Source organism: Maribacter aestuarii (genome assembly GCF_027474845.2).
Classification (GTDB): Bacteria; Bacteroidota; Bacteroidia; order Flavobacteriales; family Flavobacteriaceae; genus Maribacter; species Maribacter aestuarii.
In genome coordinates this window covers 3,415,247-3,440,325 of sequence record NZ_CP107031.2, presented here as the reverse complement: position 1 = coordinate 3,440,325, position 25,079 = coordinate 3,415,247, and the positions used below count along the sequence as shown (strand labels likewise).

The window sequence follows — 25,079 nt, the reverse complement described above, 5'->3', positions numbered from 1 at the left end:
GGTAGGATTTATTTTTAAATAAAAACGCTCGCATCCCTGCTTTTTACTAAACTAATTGAGAAAAACCCATAGCCGTAGGAAAGGGAACTTCCTGTTAGATAAAGAATTAGGTTGCGGACTACACAATCCCGGATTATCGCGTTCAGAGCAGCGGTCTACCTATTCAATTCTTTGAAGTTCCTTAGGCCCTCATTAAGCCAGTTGAGATAGGAATCGGAATCGGTATTTTGTATAGAAGTATTAAGAACTTCCAAATCAGGGGACAACAGCACATAAAAGGGCTGGGAAACCGCATTGAAGTTGACATCCTGAAAAGTACCCCATTTTTGAGCAATGTTCTCAATCCTTTTTACGCGACCGGAATCATACTTAAAATTAAATTGCTCTTCTTCAGGTAGCATTTTTCTATCGTCAACATATAAAGAAATTAGTACATAATCATTATTTAAAACGTCATAGACCTCAGCTTCACTCCATACGTTCTCCTCCATCTTTCTGCAGTTTACACAGGCCCATCCCGTAAAATCCAAGAGAATGGGTTTATTATTTTCTTTAGCATAAGCCAATCCATCGTCAAAATCCTTAAAGCAGTCTATTCCTAGGGGGCAATCACTTTCTTGTTCATAAACGCTGTAAAATGCCGGAGGCGGAAATCCACTCAAAAGCTTTAGATTGGATACGTTGGAAAGACCTAGAACCAAATAAATAGTAAATAACGCACTCACTAAGCCTGTTACCTTTCTGCCTATGGACAGTTTTTGTTTTGGACCATCATGTGGAAATCTAAATATTCCGAACAAATAGAGGGTTAGCAACAAGCCAAGCAAAATCCATATTCCTAAGAAAATTTCCCTTTTGAGGATTCCCCAGTGCCCCACCAAGTCGGCATTGGAAAGAAATTTTAGTGCCAATCCAATTTCCAGGAAGCCCAGTACCACTTTTACCGTTGTCATCCACCCACCGGACTTAGGTAAAGAATTCAGCCAAGCCGGGAACAATGCAAAAAGGGCAAATGGAAATGCCAATGCTACCCCGAAACCCGTCATACCTGCAGTTAAGTTTACCGCAACGTCTCCCTCCGCCAACGTTGTTCCACCTAATAGCCCTCCTAAGATGGGACCCGTACAGGAAAATGATACAATAGCCAAGGTAACGGCCATAAAAAAAATACCAATGGCACCCCCAATTTTTGAGGAAGCGGCATCCATCTTGTTGGCCCAAGAACTGGGTAAAGTGAGTTCATAATAACCAAAAAATGAGAAAGCGAAAAAGACAAAAACCAGGAAGAAAAAAATGTTCAACCAAATATTCGTGGCAATAGTATTTAATATCTGTGAATCAACCGAATCAAATAAGTGAAACGGAAGACTTAAAAGGAAATAGATAAGAACAATGAAAAATCCATATAACAAAGCATTTATAATACCCTTTGACCTCTTTTGAGAATGTTTTGTAAAAAATGACACCGTTAGGGGAATCATAGGAAAAACACAAGGTGTTAGCAAAGCTATTAATCCCCCAAGAAAGCCTAGAGCGAAAATAACCCACAAATTGGAATCTGAATTTATATTTTCCTGACCTTGGGTGAGCAACTCTTTATTTTTGAGGTCCAATCGTAGTTTTGCCCCTAGTGCTGAACTTTTCTCGTCTATGGCGGCATTCTCCGTAACAACCGCACTACCATCCAAGGAAAAAACAAAATCCACGTCTGCCGGAATACATACCTCTTTACAAACTTGATAAAATAAATTGACCGATATCTGATTAACTGTGGTATCTAGAAGCTTAATTTTTTGTTTAAAAATGGCCTCATCTTTAAAGAACGTTTCTTCAACTTCAAAAATGTCGCTATACTCCTTTATCGTCTTACTCTCTTCCGTTTTACCTATTAACTCATACTTATCTTCTGCATCTTTAAATTGAAATAAGCTAGGCAATGAGCCCCCTTCTGCTGTATACTGAGAGTAAACATGCCATCCTTCATGGATTTTTCCAGTAATTACAAGTTCGTATTCCGTATCAGCGAGCTGAACGGCCTCATGTTCCCATATAACTGGATTTTCATCATCTTGAGCAAATATTGAAAGATGGCTTAGAATGATAACGATACTCAAAAACAGTACTCTCATAGGGTTGCTTCAATTCTTAAAATTTCTTTGGTGTCCTCTTTCACTTTAAAACGTTCATCCGCTCTTCGCCCAATGACCCAAACGATGTCCTCACCAGAACATAAAAGCCATTGATCCTTTTTTGAGAAGACATCAATCTTTTCATCCTTGAAAAATTTGGACAGTTTTTTCTTTCCCTGTAAACCTAAAGGATAAAAATAGTCGCCATTCTTCCATTTCCTTATCACCAATGGGTATTTTAACGCTTTTTTAGCTACATAAATTATAGCATCGGTATTATTATCCCAATTATCTACAACGGTAAACTTCATTTCTAAAGGTTCCGCTACAATTTCTTGATTGATGTTGATTGAAAAATGCTGCTGTGTTGAATCATCAAATTGTCTTTCAGACAATAATAAAAAGCTTCTATCCTTTAACAATTTATGGGTGTCGGACAGCACATACTTACCACTCATGGCATCTAATAAATCAGCAATGTTGTCCCATTCCGTAAAACCGAATTCGTTAAGAAGACCATAGAGATAGGCCGATAGTGGCTCTAACTCTTTTAGTTTATCTATTGCTATCCGGGTAAAGTTACTCTCTTTTACAAAAAGTTTCTTTTTAATTTCCTGTAAGCGATGATCAGCAATTTTGGAGGTTTGTCTCAAAAAGGACTGTGTATTCTTGTAGTTATCCAGAAAAGTTGGATGCAATTCTTTCAGTGCCGGGATGATTTCTAGACGGATTTTATTACGTAGGTATTTGGTATCATTATTTGATTTGTCTTCTCGCCATTCCAAATTATTACTTTTAGCATACTCCAAGATTTGTTCCCTTGAAAATGGCAAAAGCGGCCTGCATAAAAAGTCCGTCTTTGAGGGGATTCCCACCAAACCATCAATACCCGTACCCCTAGATAGGTTGATTAGAAAAGTCTCCAAATCATCATCGGCATGATGTGCCGTAACCAATATCGGTATATTATTCTCTTTTAGAATTTTTTTGAACCAAGCGTATCGTAGTTCCCGCGCAGCCATCTGTACTGATACTTTGTGCTTGTTCACATAACCTAAGGTATCCAAGTGGGTAAGAAAAAAAGGTTTTTTTATTTTTTCTGCCAATTCCGATACAAATTTTTCGTCTAAATCGCTCTCCTCTCCACGTAAACCAAAGTTGCAGTGCGCCAATGCAAAATCCAGCTGGCTTTCATGGCAAAGATGGGTAAGGACTACACTATCCAATCCACCACTACAAGCCAAAAGAAACCTTTTTTCAAATAGCTCTGGGAATTTTGACCCCATATGTGTTTGGAATATAGACAACATTCAACAAAAGTACTTAAACTTAAGGCCTTGGACAATCCAATACAGGTCGCACAAAAACTTTTTCCAATAAGCAGTAGAACTACCCCTCTATAACCTCACGCATTGCCTTTGCCTTCAAAAGACATTCTTCATATTCCTTATTGGGATTTGATTTTGCAGTAATGGCGCTTCCTACGGAATAGGAGACGTATTTCTTGGACTCGTTATACAAAATACTTCTGATGACCACATTAAAATCAAAATCAGAATTTGGAGTAAAATACCCTACGGCACCACTATATAATCCACGTCTAGAGGACTCCAATTCTTCAATGATTTTCATGGCTGAAATTTTTGGTGCGCCGGTCATACTACCCATGGGAAAGGTTTCTTTGATTAACTCGACTGGATTCTTATCCGGGGCAACCGTAGCGGATATGATGGAAACCATCTGATGAACTTGTTCAAAAGAATATACTTTGCAGAGCTCCTCGACGGTTACAGAACCTTTTAACGCGCTTTTTGATAAGTCGTTCCTGACCAAATCTACGATCATTATATTTTCGGATCGTTCCTTTTCATCCTGCTCCAATTGCATCTTAAGTTCAGTGTCCTCGGTAATTGAACCATTCCGAGCAGCTGTGCCCTTAATGGGTTGGGAAATGACCTTATTACCCATTTTCTTTAAGTATCGTTCCGGACTAGCGGAGCATAAATACTTATCGGACAATTTTAAATAGGCCGAAAAGGGTGCTTTAGAGATGGCATTTAATTTTTTGAAAGCACCCAACGGATTTATAGTACAGTTCTCGGCATAAAATTCCTGACAGAAATTAGCTTCGTAGAGGTCCCCATTTTGAATATGTGCCAACATCTGCCATACTTTTCTAAAATATTCGTCTTTGAAAATCCGCATTCGTATCCGAATATCCTCTTTAGGAATGCTCGTTTCACTTAAATTGAAGGTATGCTGATTAATTTCTTCAAAATCGGTTTCCAATTCATCCGATACCATATTCAGATATATAAAATCAATTTTATTTTCCCTTATGCGAATGACTTTTTTTGGTTGAAAGAAATAGAGCTCAGGAAATGCTAGCCCATCATTATTTTTTGAGGTGAGGACTTCCACGTCATTTTTCAAATCATAGGTTAGATATCCAAATATCCAATCCTTTACCTGAGCCTGATAAGTAGCTAAATCCTCAAATCCGCTGTGGTAGTCCGTAGAAAGTGCTGTTAACCCATCTACCGCTAGTAGCGCATCAAAACACCCATAGGGATCTGAATGACCATTGCTATCCAACCAAACCACCTCATCGTACTGCTGTGCCCATAAGAGCAAGGACTCTTTGAATTCTTCCTTGTTTTCAACGGTGAAAGTTCTCGTTATTCTCAAAAACTAAGTAATTGATTCTAGAAATGTGGTTAATGCCTCTTTGTGCCGTTGCTTTAATTCTTGGTCCAGAATTCCTTTTTCCAAATGGAAATTGTCGTGAAAACCTGGTAGTGAAAAAGTCTCGATAATGTTTGCTCCAAACCGTTGCAACATAAGTTTTGAAACTTCTAAAGAACCTTGCGCTCCACGTTTGCCCCCAGAAGTGGACATTAGTAATACTTTCTTATCCTTAAAACAATTTTTGTCCAGTCTAGAAAGCCAATCTACGAGGTTTTTGAAATAAGCAGAGGGATAGCTATTATGCTCATTTACTGAAATTACCAATCCCTCACAGTTTTGGATATTGTTCTTAATCCATTTTAGAGCATCCGAAAATCCATTTTCTTTCTCGTAATCCTCACTATACATGGGAAGAGGATTTTTTGCCATGTCCATTAGCCTTATCTCATAAGCATTAATTAGTGAAGTAGTATACCGCACCAATTTATAGTTAATTGAAGTTGATGAATTACTGCCGGCAAAACCTAATATGTACTGCATGGTAACGTTTATTTACTTAGAATGCGAAAATACCCCAATTACTATCGTATTGCCAGTTTTTTACATAATTTTGCCGCGCTAAACATCCAAACATACTGTTAATTAAGTATATAGGATAAGTCAACGAGGAATGGTCAACAACAAAGCAAGACTGTATTTTATTGATGCTATAAGGGCCTGGGCTATTTTAATGATGCTACAAGGTCATTTTATAGATGGTTTGCTGGATAATGCTTTCCGGGATAACTCAAATGTATTTTTTAACATTTGGAAGTATTTCAGGGGCATTACGGCACCTGTTTTCTTTACGGTATCGGGATTTATATTCACCTATCTTTTAATTCGTGTGCCCGAAAAAGGTTGGGACAATCCAAGGGTTAAAAAGGGTGTAAAACGCGGAATTGAACTTTTGGCTATTGGTTATTTGTTGCGCTTAAATATTTTTGGTCTTTTCCAAGGCGAGCTTTATAGTTCATTTTTCCTAGTGGATGTATTGCATTGTATTGGACTTTCCATACTGGGTATTATTGGCATTTACGTGCTTACGGCTAATCTAAAGAAATGGTTGTTCCCAATTATCCTTGTCTCAGTTACCACGATACTCTTTATGTTTGAACCCATATATAAGGGAGCAGATTTTGATCTACTGCCACAGGGTATTGCAAACTATTTTACAAAGGCAAATGGTTCCGTTTTCACTATTCTACCATGGTTTGGATACTCGACATTTGGTAGTTTCATTTCCGTGTTATTCTATAAGTTCAAAGAATTCAAATATCTATATGCCAGCGCAATTGGCATGTTTTTAGTTTTTGGTGCTACCCTCATATTTTATTCATCGGATTTCTTCCTGGCATTATCGGGAATAACGAACATTCAGCTTTTTGCCGAAATATTTTTCAACAACTACTTGTTCATACGATTGGGTGATGTATTGGTTGTCTTTGCAATCTTTATGCTTTTCCGAAGATTCTTGACCAACCCCACAGTATTAAAATTGGGACAGAGCACTTTATCTATTTACGTCATACATTTCGTCATTCTTTACGGAACTTTTACGGGATTGGGATTTTATGGTTTCTTTCACCATTCCTTAAGCCCATGGGTCGTTGTTCCGGGAGCGGTCATTTTTATGATTTGCTGCTCCTATCTTGCACTACGATATGAAGCCAATAAACCTCAGTTAAAAGAAAGGGCTAACGGGGTTATCGTATTCGCGAAATTAACTTTAGAGCGTATTCTTTTAATTACTATCACAGTTCTAAAAACAGTCTTCATAAGACTTCTTCGATTATTTGGACTGGTTAAAAATTAATCTTCATTTGCTAGGTATTGGACTCTTTCCCCTAAATTGGTGAAAAATTAGTTTTATGAGCGAAAAAGAATATTCTCCTATTGCCGTTGATTTAGAAAAAGATAAACGATATGCTTGGTGCACCTGTAGTCATAGTTCCAATCAACCGTTTTGCGATGGGGCACATAGGGCACATAATAAACCACCTTCATTAGGTTTTACTGTTGAAGAGGACAAGAAAGCGTATTTGTGCACCTGTAAGCAAACGAGCAATCCCCCTTACTGCGATGGATCACATAAAAACTGAAAAGTTTAAATAGTAAGTCAATACAAAAGTAGCGGTTTTACCGCTCCTTTTGTATTCCTTATGCTTTTTTGCCTAAATATGTAACGCCCTATCCTCTGTGGCGGCAAGTGCAGCTTCTTTCACCGCCTCTGCATAGGTCGGGTGTGCATGACTCATACGAGACATATCTTCTGCAGATGCCCTAAATTCCATCGCTGTCACGGCCTCAGTAATCAAATCAGCACAACGGGCACCGATCATATGAACCCCAAGAACTTCATCGGTATTCTTATCGGCCAATATTTTAACAAAACCGTCGATATCACCACTAGCCCTAGCACGACCCAAAGCGCGCATTGGGAACTGACCAACTTTGTATTCAATCCCAGCTTCTTTTAGCTCTTCCTCTGTTTTCCCGACCGCGGCCACTTCCGGCCATGTATAAACTACTCCTGGAATTAAATTATAATCTATATGTGGTTTTTGACCTGCCAATTGTTCAGCTACCAAAGTGCCTTCTTCCTCGGCTTTATGAGCCAACATAGCACCTTTAACAACATCACCTATGGCATAAATATTATCAACGTTAGTCTTCAAATGAGCATCTACCTCTACCCTCCCCCGGTCATCTAACTTAACACCTGCCGCCTCAGCATTTAAACCATCGGTATATGGTTTTCTTCCAACGGAAACGAGGCAATAATCACCTTCAAAAACTACCTCTTCGCCCTTTTTATCCTCTGCCTTAACTGTAATCTTATCATCTTTTCGTTCTACCGATTTTACTTTATGGGACAAAGCAAACTTCACTTTTTGCTTCTTCATTACTTTGGCGAGTTCCTTGGAAAGGGCACTATCCATTCCAGGAATAATACGGTCCATATACTCTATCACCGTGACTTCCGCACCCAATCTCTTGTATACCTGGCCTAGTTCCAAACCAATAACGCCTCCACCGATAACCAGCATGTGCTTTGGTATTTCTTTAAGCTTCAACGCTTCCGTAGAAGTAATGATCCGTTCTTTATCAATTTTAATAAAAGGCAACGTAGACGGTTTGGACCCAGTGGCAATGATGATGTTTTTTGCCTCCATGGTTTCTTTTTTACCATCGTTCATTTTAATTTCTACATGAGTGGCATCTTTAAAACTCCCAAGCCCCTCATAGACATCAATTTTATTCTTATCCATTAGAAACTGAATACCCTTTGTAGTCTGGTCTACAACCCCTTGCTTACGGGTAATCATTTGTTCCAAATTTACTTTTATCTCACCTGGAATTTCAATGCCATGTTCCTCAAAATGCTTAACGGCATCCTCGTAGTGGTGCGATGAATCCAGTAATGCTTTAGACGGAATGCATCCCACATTTAGGCAGGTGCCACCCAGGGTTGCATATTTTTCAATTATTGCCGTTTTCATTCCTAATTGTGCACAACGGATTGCTGCAACGTATCCTCCAGGTCCCGAGCCGATTACCACTACATCATATTGATTCATAAATAAATGGATTATAATCTGATTAAATATTCAACAAAAATACACAAGAATACTGACATTGTATTTATTGGTCCATAATGAAAATACAACTTTCGGGCATTACAAGGGAATTGAAGTAGTGTGCTTTACCTCCTTTATGCTAAAGGAACTTTGAGTACTACCAATGTGATTTATGGCAGTAAGTTTGGATACCATAAACTCCCGGTAGGCCTGCATATCCTTGACAAGGATTTTAAGCAAATAATCATAATCCCCGCTCAAATGATAACATTCTACTACCTCTTCCAATTTCAGAACCTCCCGTTCAAATTGTTGAATATTATCCCGTGTATGTTGCACCAATTTTACATGGCAATAAACCGTAAAACTCCGTTCCACGTGATATTTATCCACTAAGGCTACATAGTTGGTAACAGTCCTTGTTTTTTCCAACCGTTTAATCCGCTCATAAACGGCAGTGGTAGACAATCCTAGGGAGTTAGCATATTCCTTAGTGGTCTTTTTACAATCGGACTGTAAAAGATTTAATAGCTTCAGGTCAGTATCATCAAAATTCATAATAAATAATTTTCATTAAAAACAGAATAAGCGCTGCTATTTTAGATTATAAATCTATTCAATTGATAAATATAGATTTATTAACTGATTATATGACATTCTATTGATTTTTTATCATTAAAAAGGTAATTTTATATTCAAATAATGATATGATGAGTAAGAAACCAGCGAACGATTTACAGGATTTACAATATTTTGGAGAATACGGCGGTGTTAATCCTTCCATTTCAGATTCATCCACATATACTTTTTTATCCGCTAAAACAATGTTCAACACCTTTGAAGGGAATACCGAGGGTTGTTACCTATATAGTAGACACTCTTCCCCGTCCAACCTGTATTTAGGTGAAGCATTGGCCGCGTTGGAGGGTACCGAAACCGCTAATGTAACGGCAAGTGGAATGGGAGCTATTACGGCAGTGATTTTGCAATTGTGTGATGCAGGAGACCACATCATCAGCAGTAGAACCATTTATGGTGGTACGTATGCCTTTATGAAGAATTTTTTAAAAAGGTTTAACATAGAAACCACCTTTTTAGATATCACGGACCTTGACGCAGTAGCGGAAGCGATCACGCCCAAAACCAAAATGATTTATTGCGAAAGTGTAAGCAATCCGTTGTTAGAGGTGGCTGATATTGCCGCGCTGTCTGGAATTGCAAAAAAGAACAATCTTCCCTTGGTAGTCGATAACACCTTTTCTCCCTTATCCATTACGCCAGTCAAACTGGGAGCGGATATTATCATCCACAGCTTGACCAAATTTATCAATGGGACAAGTGACTGTGTTGCCGGAGTTGTATGTGGAACAAAGGAATTTTGTTTAAGCCTTAAGGATGTGAACAGTGGGGCAGGAATGTTACTGGGTAGCACATTGGACAGTCTACGAGGCGCATCCATCTTAAAAAATATGCGAACACTTCATATACGAATGAAGAAGCATAGCGAAAATGCGATGTTCTTAGCTCGAAATTTTGAAAAGGACGGATTAAGGGTGGTTTACCCGGGACTATCATCGCACCCAGGCCATTTAATAATGGAGGATCAAATGAACCCAGAATATGGTTTTGGTGGATTAATGACTATTGATGTCGGCTCATTGGAGAATGCCAATGCCTTGATGGAATTAATGCAGGATAAAAAATTGGGCTATTTAGCGGTAAGCCTCGGGTTTTATAAAACCCTGTTTAGCGCACCGGGCACTTCAACATCTTCCGAAATACCGCTGGAAGAACAAAAAGAAATGGGATTAGGGGACGGACTTATTCGCTTTTCAATTGGATTGGACGAGGATATCAGAAGAACCTATGAAGCTATTAAGCAGTGCATGATAGAATTGAATATTCTAGAAACTCAAAGACCAACATTTAGTTAGGCCATACCTGTTATCGGGTTTGCACATCCGTAGCATTAATCGTAATATTACGGGCAACCAAACCGATAATCAATGGCAAAGCAGAATTCCAATAAGCATAGAGAGAATGAAAATATAGTAGAAAATAAAGCGCTTAATATTTGGGAAGCCTTAATACCTGTAATTGCCTTAGTGGGCATGTTGGCTTACAACGTTTACGTTTTTGGAGATGATGCACTAAGTGGATCTAATCAATTCATTTTACTGCTAGGAGGAGCCGTCGCTGCCATTGTGGGATTTTTAAATAAAGTATCCTACAAGCAAATGCTTGCTGAGGTGGCTGAAAATGTAAAATCTACCACCGGAGCTTTACTTATATTGCTTATGGTGGGGGCATTGGCAGGAACATGGCTTATAAGTGGTATCATTCCAGCAATGATATATTACGGCCTTCAAATTTTAAATCCGACCATTTTTCTAGCAGCATGTGTAATTATCTGTGCCATCATTTCGATTGCAACGGGTAGCAGTTGGACAACGGCCGCTACCGTGGGCATTGCACTTATCGGTATTGGGGATGCCCTAGGTATATCCCTGGGAATGACCGCAGGCGCAGTTCTTTCAGGGGCTTATTTTGGAGATAAACTTTCCCCCCTAAGCGATACAACGAACCTTGCGCCTGCCATGGCCGGGGGAGAGCTTTTTAGCCATATTAAATATATGTTATGGACGACGGTACCTACCATAACAGTTACATTGACGGTATTCATAATCATAGGCCTTAATCTTGAAACTAGTGGAGTTGCTGATGTTGATACTATATTAACTTCAATCGATGCATCCTTTAATATAAACGGATGGTTGTTCCTAGTTCCTTTGGTGGTTATTGCGTTAATCGTAAAAAAAACACCCCCTTTGGCCGCTTTATTGATAGGAACTTTATTGGGCGCTGTTTTTGCATTGATTTTTCAACCCGAAGTGGTTGCGGGGATAACCGGAAATACATCACTGAATTTTGAGTCCGCCTATAAAGGGGTTTTAAAAGCGATTACTGTAAATACCACTATTCCCACTGATAATGAGGCATTGAATGATCTGTTTACGGCGAAGGGTATGGCAGGAATGCTAGGAACTATTTGGCTTATCGTTTGTGCTATGGTCTTTGGCGGAATTATGGATGGAATTGGTGCACTTGCTAGAATAAGTAGTGCTTTATTAAGCCTTGCTAAAACAACATTTGGGCTTTTTGCCAGTACAGTGGCTAGTTGTCTGGCATTGAACGTTACAGCATCCGATCAATATTTGGCAATTGTAGTGCCGGGTAAAATGTTTTCCAAGGCCTATGCGGACAGAGGTTTGGCCCCGGAGAATTTGAGCCGCACTTTGGAGGATTCCGGAACGGTTACTTCAGTTTTAGTTCCTTGGAATACCTGTGGGGCTTACCACAGTGGTGTTCTCGGTGTAAGTGTTGGTGAATATTTCGTATATGCTATGTTCAATTGGCTTAGCCCTATAATGACCCTGATTTTTGCCGGTCTGGGCATTAAAATCAAGCAATTGGTGACTCCAAAACTATCTAATGCATAAGCCTCAATGTTTTATTGCCTCAAATAAAACTTTCTTTGCTATTTTTAAAGGATTCCCATAGTTATCGTTACGATATTTTTTAATTTCACCTTCTAAAATTTAAATCCAAAACTATGGCCACCGTAACACTTAAAGGTAATACAATTCATACACTGGGTGATTTACCCTCTAAAGGCAGCAAAGCACCGGAATTCACCTTGACTAAAAATGATTTATCCACGGTAAAACTTTCTGATTATGTGGGTTCTAGGCTGGTACTGAACATATTCCCCAGCGTGGATACAGGTACTTGCGCCCAATCCGTTCGTCAATTTAATGAAGAAGCGGCGGAATTGGATAATACCATTGTGCTTTGTATTTCTAAGGACCTTCCATTTGCCCAAGCCCGTTTTTGTGGGGCGGAAGGTATTGATAATGTAGAACTTTTGTCAGACTTCAGAAATGGTAATTTTGGAAAATCCTATAATTTGGAATTTACCGATGGTCCCTTAGCCCCCTTGCATTCAAGAGCAGTGATTGTCCTTGATGAAAAAGGAGAGGTAATCTATACGGAACAAGTTCAGGAGATTGTTGACGAACCAAACTACAAAGCGGCATTGGAAGCTTTAATGAACGATTAGAGCAAAATTTTATGCCCAAAGAATCATTCCTAGTAAATCGACTTAGGAGCGTTGGTTTTGCCTTGCGCGGCGCTTTGTTGTTACTAAAGACCGAAGCAAGTATAAAAATTCAAGTCTTCATTACTTTGGTAATGACCGCTGCTGGGTTTTATTACGAGATTTCCAACGTTGAGTGGATTTTACAAATTTTCGCGATTGCCCTGGTACTCGGAATTGAAGGGATGAACACGGCGATAGAAAAGATTTCGGATTACGTTCAACCAAAGTTCGATACAAAAATTGGTTTCATAAAAGATATCTCTGCAGGTGCCGTGATGTTAGTGTCCATTGCCGCAACCATTATAGGGTTGATCATTTACTTACCTAAGATTTTTTAGCCCACTATACCAATCGGCTTAGACCCGAAATTCGTATTTTAGCCCCTAGAATTGAAGATTTCATGGCAAAAAAGGCAACTAAAACAAAGCCGAAAACAGCAAAAAAAGGTTCCCCTTTTAAAATTTCAAAGCAGAATAAGATTATCATTGGTAGTCTTTTGATGCTTCTTAGCATTGCTTTGTTTTTTTCGTTTGTGTCCTTTTACTTTACTTGGCAAGACGACCAAAGTCTACTTAGCGAATTCAAAGATCGTAATGCAGAGGCCAAAAATCTCCTCAATAAATTTGGAGCAAGTGTAAGCCACTTATTCGTATATAAAGGTTTTGGCATTGCATCCTTGATCCTTCCATTTTTAATATGCCTAACCGGTATTTACATGTTCCTGGGACTGAACAAATCAGGATTATTAAAAAAATGGATATGGGGTTTGCTTTTTTTGATTTGGATTTCTATCACACTAGGTTTTTTTGCCATTGATAGCCCGCTGCTCGGAGGTTTGGTAGGTTATGAAATGAACGATTTTCTTCAAGCCTATACCGGTAAGATTGGAGTACTTCTATTATTGGTTTTCGGATTGATTTTTATTCTCGTCAGGTTATTCAACTTCACTCCAGAGGGTTTAATGGAATTTTTCAAAATCAAAAATCAGGCTTTGCGATCCGAGTTCAAAACCTCTAAAGAAAAGAAGAATGAAGGTGTTGTTTTGGACAAGAACGACGAAACACCGGTAATAATAGATACCTATACCCACAAGGAGGACATACCTCCTTTAAAAAATGAATCCAACGATTTAGAAATTGAAAGCGCTAAAGAAGAGGAAGAACCCCAATTGGCCATGGAGGTTGAGAAAATAGTAGAGGAGACTGAGGAGACAGATGTTCTGGCGAGTAAGCTAGTGGACGATTTCGGTGAGTTCGACCCTACACTTGAGTTGGGGAATTATAAATTTCCAACCTTAGACTTACTTGACCAGCACGGTGTAACTGGAGGTATTACAATAAATCAAGAAGAGCTTGAGGATAATAAGAACAGAATTGTAGATACCCTAAAAAACTATAAAATAGGTATCGCACAAATCAAAGCGACCATAGGCCCTACAGTTACTCTTTATGAAATTGTACCGGAGGCAGGCGTGAGAATTTCAAAAATTAAGAACCTTGAAGATGATATTGCGCTGTCCTTAGCGGCATTAGGAATCCGTATCATAGCTCCGATTCCCGGTAAAGGAACTATAGGTATTGAAGTTCCCAATAAGAACGCCACTATAGTTTCCATGCGTTCGGTGATTGCATCAAGTAAATTCCAAAAAGCAGAAATGGAGCTTCCCATCGCTTTTGGAAAAACAATTAGTAACGAAACATTTGTCGTTGACTTGGCGAAAATGCCGCATTTGTTAATGGCAGGAGCTACGGGACAGGGAAAATCCGTGGGTTTAAATGCAGTACTGACGTCGCTTTTATATAAAAAGCATCCTGCAGAGGTCAAATTTATTCTAGTAGATCCCAAGAAAGTAGAATTGACGCTCTACAATAAGATTGAACGTCATTTCTTGGCGAAATTACCAGATTCCGAGGAAGCGATTATTACCGATAACACCAAGGTCATCCATACCCTGAATTCACTGTGTATTGAGATGGACAATAGGTATGAACTATTAAAATTGGCGATGGTGCGTAACCTTAAGGAGTACAACACTAAGTTCAAGGCCAGAAAACTAAACCCAAATGACGGACACAAGTTTTTACCGTACATCGTTTTGGTAATCGATGAATTTGCAGATTTGATTATGACCGCGGGAAAGGAAGTGGAGACGCCTATTGCAAGACTTGCCCAATTAGCCCGGGCCATAGGAATACACCTGATTATTGCAACGCAGCGACCGTCCGTTAATGTCATCACCGGTATCATTAAAGCGAATTTCCCTGCCCGTATTGCGTTTCGGGTAACCTCAAAAATTGATTCCAGAACTATTTTGGATGCGCAGGGTGCAGATCAACTTATTGGCCGAGGAGATATGTTATACACACAAGGCAACGACGTTACCCGAATTCAGTGTGCGTTCGTGGATACTCCAGAAGTTGCCAAAATAACCGAGTATATAGGAAGTCAAAGAGCTTATCCAGAGGCACATGAACTGCCAGAATATGTTGGCGAGGATTCTGGCACGAGTGTTGATTATGATATAGCGGATCGCGATAAGATGTTCCGAGAAGCTGCTGAAGTTATAGTAATAGCACAGCAAGGTTCGGCATCTTTGATTCAACGTAAATTGAAATTAGGATATAATCGTGCGGGACGTATTATAGACCAGTTGGAAGCTGCCGGAATTGTAGGTCAGTTCGAAGGTAGTAAAGCAAGACAGGTACTTATTCCTGATATGATTGCACTTGAACAGTTTTTTGATAATGAAAATAATTAAGATTAAGATGAAAAAGATAATAGTACTTCTAATTGCATTAACTTCTATTACCATGGCAAATGCCCAAGATGAGGCAAAAGCAAAGGCCTTGCTAGACGAAGTTTATGCAAAGGTTAAAAGTTATGACAACATATTTGTAGATTTTAAATTCGACCTTCAAAATACGGAAGCTGGAATAAATCAAGAAACTCGTGGTGATGTTACCTTGGCTGGTGAGAAATATTTATTCAATTATTTAGGGTCGCAACAATTATTCGATGGCCAGAAGGTCTACACAATAATTCCCGACAATGAGGAAGTGACCATTGAGGACCAGTTAGAGGACGAAGGCACCATGACACCTTCAAAAATGCTTACCTTTTACAGGGAAGGCCACAAGTACGCATGGGATATCTTACAGGACGTTCAAGGAAGAAAAATCCAGTATGTTAAGTTGACCCCAATTGATTCCGATACCGAGATAAAATCGATTTTATTAGGTATAGATACAGGTACAAAACACATCTATAAACTTATAGAAACGGGTAATAATGGTACAAAAACAACGATAACCGTTAATTCTTTCAAAACTGACCAAAATCTATCGGAAACCTTATTTACTTTTGACGAAGGTAAATACAAGAACGATGATTACACTATCATAAGAAATTAGAACATTTGAGAATTCTAGACCGGTATATATTATCTAGGTTTGTTTTTAATTTTATTAGCTCGTTTGTAATATTAATGTTCATTTTTATATTTCAAACGATTTGGCTTTTCATAGACGATTTAGCCGGAAAGGGACTGGATATTGTAATTATAGGGAAATTTCTCTTTTATTTAATGCCAGACCTTACAGAAAAGGTTTTGCCTCTAACCGTTCTCCTATCGTCAATTTTAACTTTTGGTTCATTTGCGGAAAATTATGAGTTCGCGGCTATGAAAGCTTCGGGCATTTCATTGCAGCGAGCCATGTTGCCCTTAATTATATTCGTTACCCTGTTGGGTGGTGTCACGTTCTTCTTTGCGAACAATATTATTCCATTATCTCAACGAAAAATCTATAATTTAAGAAGAAATATTGCCCAGGTTAAGCCTGCTGCTGCCGTTACCGAAGGAGTTTTCAGCGATTTTGAAGGAATGAGTATAAAAGTGGATGAGAAATATGGCGATAACGACCGCTTTTTAAAGAATGTTATTATTCACTTAAAAAATACGGCCAATAAAAATACGACAGCGATTAAGGCTAAAACTGGAGAGTTAATCAGTGGCGAAGGTTCGGATTTAATCCAATTGGTTCTTACGGACGGAAACTATTACGAGGATGTTCAATCCAAAAAGAATCAACTAAAATATCCATTTGCACACGCTGATTTTGATACCTATATCATGAATATTGAAGTTCCTGAACTTAATAATGAGGATTTAGAAGAAGAGCGAGATATTAGTACCGATAAAATGAAGAATATCTCTCGATTATCAAAAGATATAGACTCCCTCAAGAACGATAATTTCAGGATTATACGGGCTTTCTCAAAAAATATGGAAAGTAGGGTGGGCATGTTCGTTCCGCTTGAACCCCGTGACACCACCATCATAAAAAGTAAAGAGAAAATAAAAAAGGATTCCATTGCAAGTGCAAAACTAAGTGCGCTACGAACGAATAAGGCAAGGCAAGATTCAATAAACGCAGACATCTTAAGTATTTTTCCAGACTGGCAAAAAATTCAAGTCCTAAACTCTGCAAAAAACAGCGCCACAGGACTATTGGGATCGGTAAGTGGAAAAAGGGACGAAATGCAGAAACGCTACAAAATTTACAATATGCATATTCTCTCTCTGCACAACAAATATGCCTTAGCTTTTTCTTGCATTATTTTATTTTTTGTAGGCGCCCCACTAGGAGCAATTATTAGGAAAGGAGGACTGGGTTTGCCCATGGTCATTGCCATTATTCTTTTTCTTATCTATTACTTCATAGGTGTTTTTGCAGGAAACTATGCCAAAGAAGGCAATATTCATCCAATGTTAGGGGCATGGGTCTCTACATTGATTATGTTACCTTTAGGTATATTTTTGACTAAAAGAGCAACAGAGGATAAGGGCATGGTAAGCTTTGGCGTGGTTACCGATTTTTTCAAAGAACTGTTCAAGAAAAAGAAAAAGAATTGACTACATGATAACGAAAAGGGAGCATAAAATAAAATTAAATACCATAGAGGAAGCTATTGATGATATCAGAGCTGGAAAGGTTATCATCGTAGTAGACGACGAGAATAGGGAAAATGAGGGAGATTTTTTAGCAGCAGCCGAACTTGCCACTCCGGAGACCGTAAACTTTATGGCAACCCATGGCAAAGGCCTTATTTGTGCGCCACTAACCGAAAACAGGTGCAAAGAATTAGGACTTCACATGATGGTAACCAATAATACGGACCCCATGGAGACCGCCTTTACCGTTTCCGTAGATCTAAGGGGTAATGGCGTTACCACTGGAATTTCTGCTGCAGACCGCTCAAAGACGGTTTGTGCACTAACCGATAAAAAAACCAAACCTCATGATTTGGCCAGACCAGGTCATATATTTCCACTAGTCGCAAAAGAAGGTGGGGTTTTACGACGTACCGGACATACGGAGGCCGCGATTGATTTTGCCAGATTGGCTGGTTTAAAGCCTGCGGGAATTATTGTGGAAATTATGAACGATGATGGTAGTATGGCCCGTTTACCACAACTCTTTGAAGTGGCTAAAAAGTTCGACCTTAAAATTGTATCTATAGAAGATTTGGTCGCTTATCGCATGGAGCATGATAGTCTTATTCAGAAGGAGACTGATTTTGATATTACCACGCGTTTTGGGGAATTTAGACTGAGGGCCTATAAACAGACCACGAACAATCACGTACATATCGCATTGACCAAAGGGCAATGGAAAAAAGGAGAAGAGATACTTACCAGAATTAACTCCACGCTAGTAAATAATGATATACTGGGAACTTTGACCAACAGTCCGGAACAAAAGTTGGAGGACATGTTCAATAAAATCAATAAAGAGGGCAAGGGTGCGATTGTCTTTATAAATCAAGATGTGCAATCATTGAACCTTCTTTCAAGATTGGCGGAATTAAAAGAACTACAGAAAAAGGGTATTTACCGAGCGCCAAAAATAGAAATGGATCATAAAGATTTCGGCATAGGAGCACAAATTTTACATGATTTAGGAATTGAAAAAATGCGCTTAATGACCAATAGCACTCAAATCAAACGGGTTGGTATTGTAGGTTATGGCTTGGAAATCGTGGACTATGTGACCTATTGACCAGTATTCAAATTTGTCTTTATTACCCCAGCCATTTTTTCTGCTCGTTTCACCACATCGGCTTCTGTCCAGCTTAATTTTATCAAGGAAGAAATAGTGCGCCCCATCCACCTATCGGAGTTGGAAAAATCGGATTTTTTATAATCTGGCAGTTGATTTTTGACCTCTTCTGGTAATTTTCCCAACGACTTTAGATTAGTCAAATGTTCCCATTTTTTATAATAGTGCCAATTATTGTCAAACCAATAAAAGCAGGTATCTACTCCCGCTTCACCTAATGATCTATGAGTAGTTCTTGTCAGTTCTTCCGATGGTAAGAAAAAATTTAGAAAGGAGTAATTCTCTACCCCACCCTCAGGTACCCTTCTAAAGGTAACCTCATCAATTTTCTCCAAGTGATTTCGGATGATGGTGTAGTTCCTTTTTTGAATCGTAATAAACTCGTCCAATCTATTAATTTGGGCGCATCCGACCGCCGCATTCAATTCTGATATCCTAAAATTATAACCTAAAAACGGATGTGACTCCGCTCCCCTATCCTTACCTATATGATCGTGACCATGATCTGAGTAATGGTCAGCATTCTTGTAAAAGTCTTCTTTATTTGTAATGATGGCTCCACCTTCTCCACAGGTAATTGTCTTTACATAATCAAAAGAAAAGCATCCTAAATCTCCATAACTACCTAAGGGCTTACCTTCATAACTTCCTCCAATCGCCTGACAGGCATCCTCCAATAACAATAAGTTATGCTTGGAACAAATATCCTTCAGGGCCCTTAAATCTGCCATAGAACCACACATATGCACGGGCATAACTACTTTAGTACGATTGGTAATAGCTTTTTCAACTGCTCTTGGGTCCAAGGTCAGTGTATCATCAATATTTACCAAAACGGGAATGGCTCCAATGGCCAAAATAGATTCAAAACTTGCTACAAAAGTGAAGGTGGGCATAATAACCTCATCCCCCACACCCACTCCGGCGCTCGCCAGTGCAACTGTTAATGCAGCAGTACCACTACTTACTAATTGTGCGTGTTTGGTCTGCATGCGGTCAGCGATGGCTACTTCCAACTCTTTCGCCTTCCAATGTCCTTTCCGCATCCCGTCAAAACCATAGCGCATAAGAACACCGGAATCCAAAACATCCTGTACCTGTAATTTCTCTTTCTCTCCAAATAATTCGAATCCTGGCATATATTATAAATAGTTATTGTTTATTGGAATATTGAAAATCCTTCTTGACTACGTTTGAGCTATTTTATAAAACTATAATTTTTAACATTTAGGAAAAAAACCAAAGCTTAGTGGCCATGACCACGACCATGATGACTAAGAAAATCTTTATGAATCCATCTCCCTTTTTTACTGAAAATCTGCTGGCAAACCAGGCCCCACTTCCATTGCCTATTGCCAAAATTAAGCCAATCTTCCAATTTACTAAATCATTTATGGCAAATACTGCCAATGCCGCCAACATATAAACAAATACGACCACCACTTTTGTGGCATTGGACCTCACCAAAGACATCCTATTCACATAATGTAAAAATAACATCATTAAGAAGCCGAGACCTGCATTTATAAAGCCCCCATAAATGCCAAAAAAGAAAAAAACTAATGTACCAAACCATAAATATTTCCCAGTAAGTCGTTCTTCTAAATGGTCCAAATTTAATTTGGGACTGAAAATGATTATAAGAACTACGGATAGCATAACAATTGCCAAAATACGGTTGAAGGTTTCTCCTGTAACATCAACCGCAATATAGGCACCGATCGATGAACCTAAGAAAGCTGATAAACCTAAATAAATATTGAAAGGAAAGGTAGATACGCCTTTACTTTTAAAACCTGCGGTTGCCAACGCCGTTTGGACAACAATGGCAACCCTGTTCGTACCATTGGCAACATTGGAAGGTAATCCGAGAAATATAAGGACTGGTAGTGACAGTAGGGAACCACCACCTGCAACTGTATTAATGAACCCAACAACAAAACCTACAATTACCAATAATGGGTAATGGTACCATTCTTCCATAACACAAAAGTAAGACCTAGAATACAATTGTGTTAAAAAGTGTCGAGGTCTTATTTACATATTTATTAATAATGAAATATCCTTTGAATACTTATACATTCTTATGATTCGCTGTAAATAGACTTTCGTAGACGTTATTATATTTTAATAAAAAACCGAAACAAAAGTTTGTTTCGGTTTAAAATTTTAAAAGTCTTATATAATTAATCACCTATCAATGAATTATGCGGAGCAAAGATACCGTCAGGATTTTCTTTATTTATCCAAACGTGCAATTGCCATTGACTTAAATTTGGGTTAATCTCCCATTCATCAAGCTTCCCCGTAAAACCCTCAGGTGGTAATCCGGGATTGTCTAAATCCTCTATGGGAACTGCGTATTCTACCGCCACAAATTCCATACTACCGTTAGCATCAGGTGCATAGAGTAAAATTTCTGGCTTCTCCAATTCAAAAGTACCGTCTATTCTTGGGGGCAGTATGTAGTGATGGCCCATATTCGGTACAAAGCCCGATGCATCAAAAAATCCCTCGCCTACGGCCACTTCAACTTTAGTGTACTTGTTGGTTGCCGCTTTGAGTTGTTCCACTTCTATTTCCCAAGCTTCCAATTCTTGAGGATTATCACCGTCATCGTTGCTACAGCTCCAAATAAAAAGAGCCAACGAAAGTTGTAGTACAATGTTTAAAAATCTATTTTTTTTCATGATATAAAGTTTTAATTAAGAAATATATGTTTACACGAATTTTATTCCGTAGGAATCGCAAATGTTAGCAACCGTATCAAAATCAGGTTTGCCAGGTGGCAACTTATGTAGCTCATGAAACATAAGTTCCATGCCCGATGGAAAAGCACTTACCCACATCTTGGCCTTTTGGTCCCCGACTACTTTCCACGAATGGACAATATTTTTTGGAGCATAGGCCATATCGCCTTCCTTAAGGATGGTGGTTTTGTTATCCACCATTAGTTCTACTTGTCCCTCGAGTACCCTGAAAATTTCGTCTTCCTTAGTGTGTATGTGAGGCGGTATGCCAGATCCCGGATTAAGTTCATCGATCCATTCAAAAATTTGGTTATCGCTATCTGCTCCCACTACCTTTTGCTTCTGAGGATTACCGAATATTCGCAATTCGACACCTTCACTAGCCCGGACTATTTTCTCCTTTGCGCTACTATTAACGCTTCGCTTTTCTTTTTGGGCCGCAAAAGTTTTGCTTAATGGCAATACTGCCAACAAACCCGTTCCGCCCAATTGAGTTAAAAATGTTTTTCTATTCATCGTATTTGTTTTTTATGATGTTTTTGCAATTATACTTGCGACTGGAACAAAACTATGTTGCCATATTGAAGCGATATGACAAAGATGTTGCAGGTTCTGACTATTTTGTTTCAGAATCCCTGAAACGAGACAAATGTGTTATTGCGTGAAACATGGCTGTTAGACCCGATGCCACATACTATCGAACTTAGCAAGCGATAGGACACGGACGAAAATTTAACTATCTTTTTAGCACGTAAGATGAAAGCACATCGATATCATATGGTGGTCTTATTGTTGTTCCTGAATATACTTTCGGGACAGGAGGTCTATGAATTGGACCCCAAATATCCCGTGCATGATTTGAATCCTTATTTGCGAGTCTATGCCGACAGTACGAATCGCTTGTCCCCTGAACAATTGCTAAAAGACAACACGCTAACCTATGCCCCTGGTGACCAGCTTCCGAAACTATTGACGAACAATCTAACTTACTGGGGCAAACTAAAAGTAAAGGCGGTGGATTCTCTAAAAGGGTGGGCGCTCCATTTTGAAGACATAATGATTGGGCCTCCGGCATGGACTAAAAGTAACGGCAAGGTGGATGTTTATGGGTATGCCTATGGCCGATTGCTATTTCATCAAAAAACAGGGGTCGAGTATCCTAAAAAAGAGCGGACTACAGCTAACCACTGGGTACTTAACAGCATCGATTTGGGAGATTTGCCGACAGATACCATAGTTACACTAGTTATTAGAGCACAGGGCAATGGCTTTGGCTATCCGGCCTATTTTAATCTGAGTGCCCGGAGTCCGGAACAATCCTTTTATCATGAACCCTATCAATATCACCGAACATTTAATGCATTTATGTTGGGTGTCACCTTTATCATTTTTTTGTATTTCTTTTTGCAGTTCATTTATCTCAGGGAACAGGTATATTTTTGGTTTTCACTCTGGCTTCTTTTCTGTGTGGTGACTCAGTCGATGACCATTGGGCTAATCGTTGGGTCTCTCTCATCCCTACGCTATCCTCTCTGGATATTTATCGCAAACGGGCAATTTTTTATCTTTTGGTTTTTTGGGCGTTCATTTATAGGGTCGAAACAAAAATTTCCCATTCTCGACAAAATCATCAAAGGCCTAGCTTTCATTGTCTTTGTTGAAATAATAATCACTGCATTTTACGTAGTGTTCTTTAAGCCTGAAACCTCCTTTACAGCACCGCATGGTTTGCACTACCTCTTTCTTAATCTCTACGCCATAGCAAGTCTAATACTATCCGTCATACTTATCTTTAAAAAAGACCTATTTGCCCGCTATTTTGGGGTAGCCTCAATGATTGCCAGCATTTTTTTTGTTATCGGTACGTTATGGTCAATGGGCATTATTAAGCCGCCTTTTAGAATAGATCCTTATTCTACAGGTATGTTTTTACAGATTGTCATCTATTCCTTTGGCATATCCTATCGAAGCCAGAAGATTAACGAACAAAATCAACTCGAACGAATCGCGGGGGAACGCTCCCTTGCCGAAATACAGCGCATGAGAGACCTAGACGAGGTAAAATCCCGCTTTTTTGCCAATATTAGCCACGAGTTTCGAACGCCCTTAGCCCTAATCTACGGGCCGTTGCAGCAGGCAGAAAAACAATCGGAAACATTTAAGGATAAATCGATACGGCTTTCGGAAAAGGCTTATACAGTAATCAAAAAGAATACAGTACGCTTACAAATGCTTGTGGACCAATTATTGGATTTGTCCAAAATTGAAAACGGAAATCTTCACCTAAAATTAAGTCAAGGAGGGCTTGCGCAATTTCTTCGCACCCATATTTTTTCTTTTGAAAGTATGGCGGAACGTAAGAATATCAGTTTGAATACCCATTTTTCAGGAGAATTTGAGGATGCTTACTACGACCAAGACAAGCTAGAAAAAATTGTGAACAACCTCTTATCCAATGCCTTTAAATATACTCCACAGGGAGGAGCGGTAAGTGTGAACGTTAACCTTACCAATAAGAATCTCTCGTTAGAAATCAGTGATACGGGCAATGGTATGCACAAAAAGGAAATCGACCGTATTTTTGACCGCTTTTACAGGGTAGAAGGTACGGAAGCCAAAGGCTCAGGTATCGGGCTGGCACTTACGAAAGAATTGGTGGCCATGCACAATGGTCAAATCAACGTACATAGTGAGAAAGGACGGGGAACCATCTTCAAGGTGCGGCTTCCCATCACTTTGAAAGATTTGCCCGAGGCCATTCACTTGGATAAGGAGCCTGCCCTGCTACAAAAAGTTGAGGAATCTTCTATTAGTCCTACTGAGGTTGTCAATGGAAAAACCAAACCTCAACTTTCTCATGAAGAGGTGGTATTATTGGTGGAGGACAATCCTGACCTGCAAAACTTTATTGCTGAAATTTTAACTGTCCAATACAAGGTAATCACTGCCAATGATGGCCTTCAAGGTGAGCGTATGGCCTTTGAGCATATTCCTGATTTGGTCATCAGTGATGTGATGATGCCCAAAAAGGACGGATACGAGCTTTGCAGTGTTTTAAAAAACAACATAAAGACGAGCCATATACCCGTGATGCTTTTGACTGCCAAAGCCGGGCAATCTAACAAAATGGCCGGTTTGACCCAAGGAGCCGATGCCTACCTGACCAAACCTTTTGATGCCGATGAACTGCTGTTGCGCACAAAAAACTTAGTCGAGGCCCGTAAGAAGATTTGGGAGCATTTTAAATCCCTTGATTTAAGTACTATTCCCGATTTGAACCTTAGCTCGGTAGATGATAAATTTTTACAGAAAGTGGTGAAGTTTATCAAAGAGAATATCGACAATGAGCTGCTATCCGTAGAAGACATCGCCTCAAAAGTCGGCTTTAGCAGGGCGCAATTGCATCGGAAGTTGAAAGCTTTGACCAATAAAAGTGCAGGGCAATTGGTCAACGAAATTCGGCTGAACACAGCAAAAACTATGCTTTCCCAAAATGTAGGTTCGGTGTCGGAGGTTGCCTATTCAGTAGGATATACCAATATGTCGTATTTCACCAAAAGCTTTAAGGAGAAATTTGGCGTTTTGCCCAGCAAGGTTGAAGTATCTTGAAATTC

21 protein-coding genes are annotated in these 25,079 nt (G+C 39.2%); 11 read left to right on the top strand and 10 right to left on the bottom strand.

The genetic code is table 11. From position 1 onward, the window contains the following. Nucleotides 1-155: 155 nt before the first annotated feature. The 4 genes from N8A89_RS15630 to N8A89_RS15615 all read right to left on the bottom strand — a co-directional run bounded on the left by N8A89_RS15630 (nucleotide 156) and on the right by N8A89_RS15615 (nucleotide 5,357). The gene (locus N8A89_RS15630) at nucleotides 156-2,129 is read right to left on the bottom strand and encodes a protein-disulfide reductase DsbD family protein (protein WP_289644573.1); all 1,974 of its coding nucleotides are present in this window, start codon (nucleotides 2,127-2,129) and stop codon (nucleotides 156-158) included. Then, nucleotides 2,126-3,415, bottom strand: a complete 1,290-nt coding sequence (gene tilS / locus N8A89_RS15625; protein WP_289644572.1) for a tRNA lysidine(34) synthetase TilS — start codon at nucleotides 3,413-3,415, stop codon at nucleotides 2,126-2,128. The genes N8A89_RS15630 and tilS overlap by 4 nt, the downstream gene beginning before the upstream one ends. Nucleotides 3,416-3,518: 103 nt before the next feature. After that, on the bottom strand, nucleotides 3,519-4,817 hold the full coding sequence (locus tag N8A89_RS15620; protein ID WP_281543060.1) for an anthranilate synthase component I family protein: 1,299 nt from the start codon (nucleotides 4,815-4,817) through the stop codon (nucleotides 3,519-3,521). 3 nt (nucleotides 4,818-4,820) lie between these two features. Next, on the bottom strand, nucleotides 4,821-5,357 hold the full coding sequence (locus N8A89_RS15615; protein WP_281543059.1) for an NADPH-dependent FMN reductase: 537 nt from the start codon (nucleotides 5,355-5,357) through the stop codon (nucleotides 4,821-4,823). A gap of 130 nt (nucleotides 5,358-5,487) precedes the next feature. On the opposite strand from N8A89_RS15615, the gene N8A89_RS15610 reads away from it, so the two are divergent. Both N8A89_RS15610 and N8A89_RS15605 read left to right on the top strand, forming a co-directional pair. Further along, a complete protein-coding gene (locus N8A89_RS15610; RefSeq protein WP_281543058.1) occupies nucleotides 5,488-6,672 on the top strand; it encodes a heparan-alpha-glucosaminide N-acetyltransferase domain-containing protein in 1,185 nt (394 codons plus the stop codon). A gap of 55 nt (nucleotides 6,673-6,727) precedes the next feature. Further along, nucleotides 6,728-6,958, top strand: a complete 231-nt coding sequence (locus N8A89_RS15605; protein ID WP_281543057.1) for a CDGSH iron-sulfur domain-containing protein — start codon at nucleotides 6,728-6,730, stop codon at nucleotides 6,956-6,958. A 72-nt stretch (nucleotides 6,959-7,030) separates the two neighbouring features. Here the strand turns inward: N8A89_RS15605 and lpdA are convergent, their stop codons facing one another. Beyond that, complete coding sequence (lpdA, locus tag N8A89_RS15600; RefSeq protein WP_281543056.1) at nucleotides 7,031-8,437, bottom strand: dihydrolipoyl dehydrogenase; 1,407 nt, start codon at nucleotides 8,435-8,437, stop codon at nucleotides 7,031-7,033. Nucleotides 8,438-8,536: 99 nt separating this feature from the next. Then, nucleotides 8,537-8,995, bottom strand: a complete 459-nt coding sequence (locus tag N8A89_RS15595) for an Lrp/AsnC family transcriptional regulator (protein ID WP_281543055.1) — start codon at nucleotides 8,993-8,995, stop codon at nucleotides 8,537-8,539. A 152-nt stretch (nucleotides 8,996-9,147) separates the two neighbouring features. On the opposite strand from N8A89_RS15595, the gene N8A89_RS15590 reads away from it, so the two are divergent. From N8A89_RS15590 to ribB, 8 genes are all read left to right on the top strand, one after another. After that, on the top strand, nucleotides 9,148-10,371 hold the full coding sequence (locus tag N8A89_RS15590; RefSeq protein ID WP_281543304.1) for an aminotransferase class I/II-fold pyridoxal phosphate-dependent enzyme: 1,224 nt from the start codon (nucleotides 9,148-9,150) through the stop codon (nucleotides 10,369-10,371). A 72-nt stretch (nucleotides 10,372-10,443) separates the two neighbouring features. Next, nucleotides 10,444-11,937 carry a Na+/H+ antiporter NhaC gene (nhaC, locus tag N8A89_RS15585; RefSeq protein WP_289644571.1) on the top strand — a complete coding sequence of 498 codons (1,494 nt, stop codon included), beginning with the start codon at nucleotides 10,444-10,446 and terminating at the stop codon, nucleotides 11,935-11,937. 113 nt (nucleotides 11,938-12,050) lie between these two features. Continuing rightward, nucleotides 12,051-12,557 (top strand): thiol peroxidase, encoded by a 507-nt coding sequence (gene tpx, locus N8A89_RS15580; protein WP_281543054.1) that lies wholly within the window; start codon nucleotides 12,051-12,053, stop codon nucleotides 12,555-12,557. A gap of 11 nt (nucleotides 12,558-12,568) precedes the next feature. Next, the gene (locus tag N8A89_RS15575; RefSeq protein WP_281543053.1) at nucleotides 12,569-12,934 is read left to right on the top strand and encodes a diacylglycerol kinase family protein; all 366 of its coding nucleotides are present in this window, start codon (nucleotides 12,569-12,571) and stop codon (nucleotides 12,932-12,934) included. Between the two features lie 62 nt (nucleotides 12,935-12,996). Further along, nucleotides 12,997-15,354, top strand: a complete 2,358-nt coding sequence (locus N8A89_RS15570) for an FtsK/SpoIIIE family DNA translocase (protein ID WP_281543052.1) — start codon at nucleotides 12,997-12,999, stop codon at nucleotides 15,352-15,354. Nucleotides 15,355-15,361: 7 nt separating this feature from the next. Next, nucleotides 15,362-16,006, top strand: a complete 645-nt coding sequence (gene lolA1 / locus N8A89_RS15565) for an outer membrane lipoprotein periplasmic chaperone LolA1 (RefSeq protein WP_281543051.1) — start codon at nucleotides 15,362-15,364, stop codon at nucleotides 16,004-16,006. 5 nt (nucleotides 16,007-16,011) lie between these two features. Beyond that, entirely contained in the window at nucleotides 16,012-17,508 is a 1,497-nt protein-coding gene (locus N8A89_RS15560; protein WP_430682026.1) for an LptF/LptG family permease, read from the top strand. Between the two features lie 4 nt (nucleotides 17,509-17,512). Next, nucleotides 17,513-18,655 (top strand): 3,4-dihydroxy-2-butanone-4-phosphate synthase, encoded by a 1,143-nt coding sequence (gene ribB, locus N8A89_RS15555; RefSeq protein WP_281543050.1) that lies wholly within the window; start codon nucleotides 17,513-17,515, stop codon nucleotides 18,653-18,655. Here the strand turns inward: ribB and N8A89_RS15550 are convergent. The 4 genes from N8A89_RS15550 to N8A89_RS15535 all read right to left on the bottom strand — a co-directional run bounded on the left by N8A89_RS15550 (nucleotide 18,649) and on the right by N8A89_RS15535 (nucleotide 21,981). Beyond that, nucleotides 18,649-19,854 carry a DegT/DnrJ/EryC1/StrS family aminotransferase gene (locus N8A89_RS15550; RefSeq protein ID WP_281543049.1) on the bottom strand — a complete coding sequence of 402 codons (1,206 nt, stop codon included), beginning with the start codon at nucleotides 19,852-19,854 and terminating at the stop codon, nucleotides 18,649-18,651. The genes ribB and N8A89_RS15550 overlap by 7 nt on opposite strands. Before the next feature lie 88 nt (nucleotides 19,855-19,942). Then, on the bottom strand, nucleotides 19,943-20,698 hold the full coding sequence (locus N8A89_RS15545) for a sulfite exporter TauE/SafE family protein (RefSeq protein WP_289644570.1): 756 nt from the start codon (nucleotides 20,696-20,698) through the stop codon (nucleotides 19,943-19,945). Between the two features lie 203 nt (nucleotides 20,699-20,901). Then, entirely contained in the window at nucleotides 20,902-21,405 is a 504-nt protein-coding gene (locus N8A89_RS15540) for a hypothetical protein (protein WP_281543048.1), read from the bottom strand. A gap of 30 nt (nucleotides 21,406-21,435) precedes the next feature. Further along, complete coding sequence (locus N8A89_RS15535) at nucleotides 21,436-21,981, bottom strand: cupin domain-containing protein (protein ID WP_281543047.1); 546 nt, start codon at nucleotides 21,979-21,981, stop codon at nucleotides 21,436-21,438. A 240-nt stretch (nucleotides 21,982-22,221) separates the two neighbouring features. Here N8A89_RS15535 and N8A89_RS15530 point away from each other — a divergent pair, with 240 nt between their 5' ends. Then, nucleotides 22,222-25,074 (top strand): ATP-binding protein, encoded by a 2,853-nt coding sequence (locus N8A89_RS15530; RefSeq protein ID WP_281543046.1) that lies wholly within the window; start codon nucleotides 22,222-22,224, stop codon nucleotides 25,072-25,074. Nucleotides 25,075-25,079 lie beyond the last annotated feature (5 nt).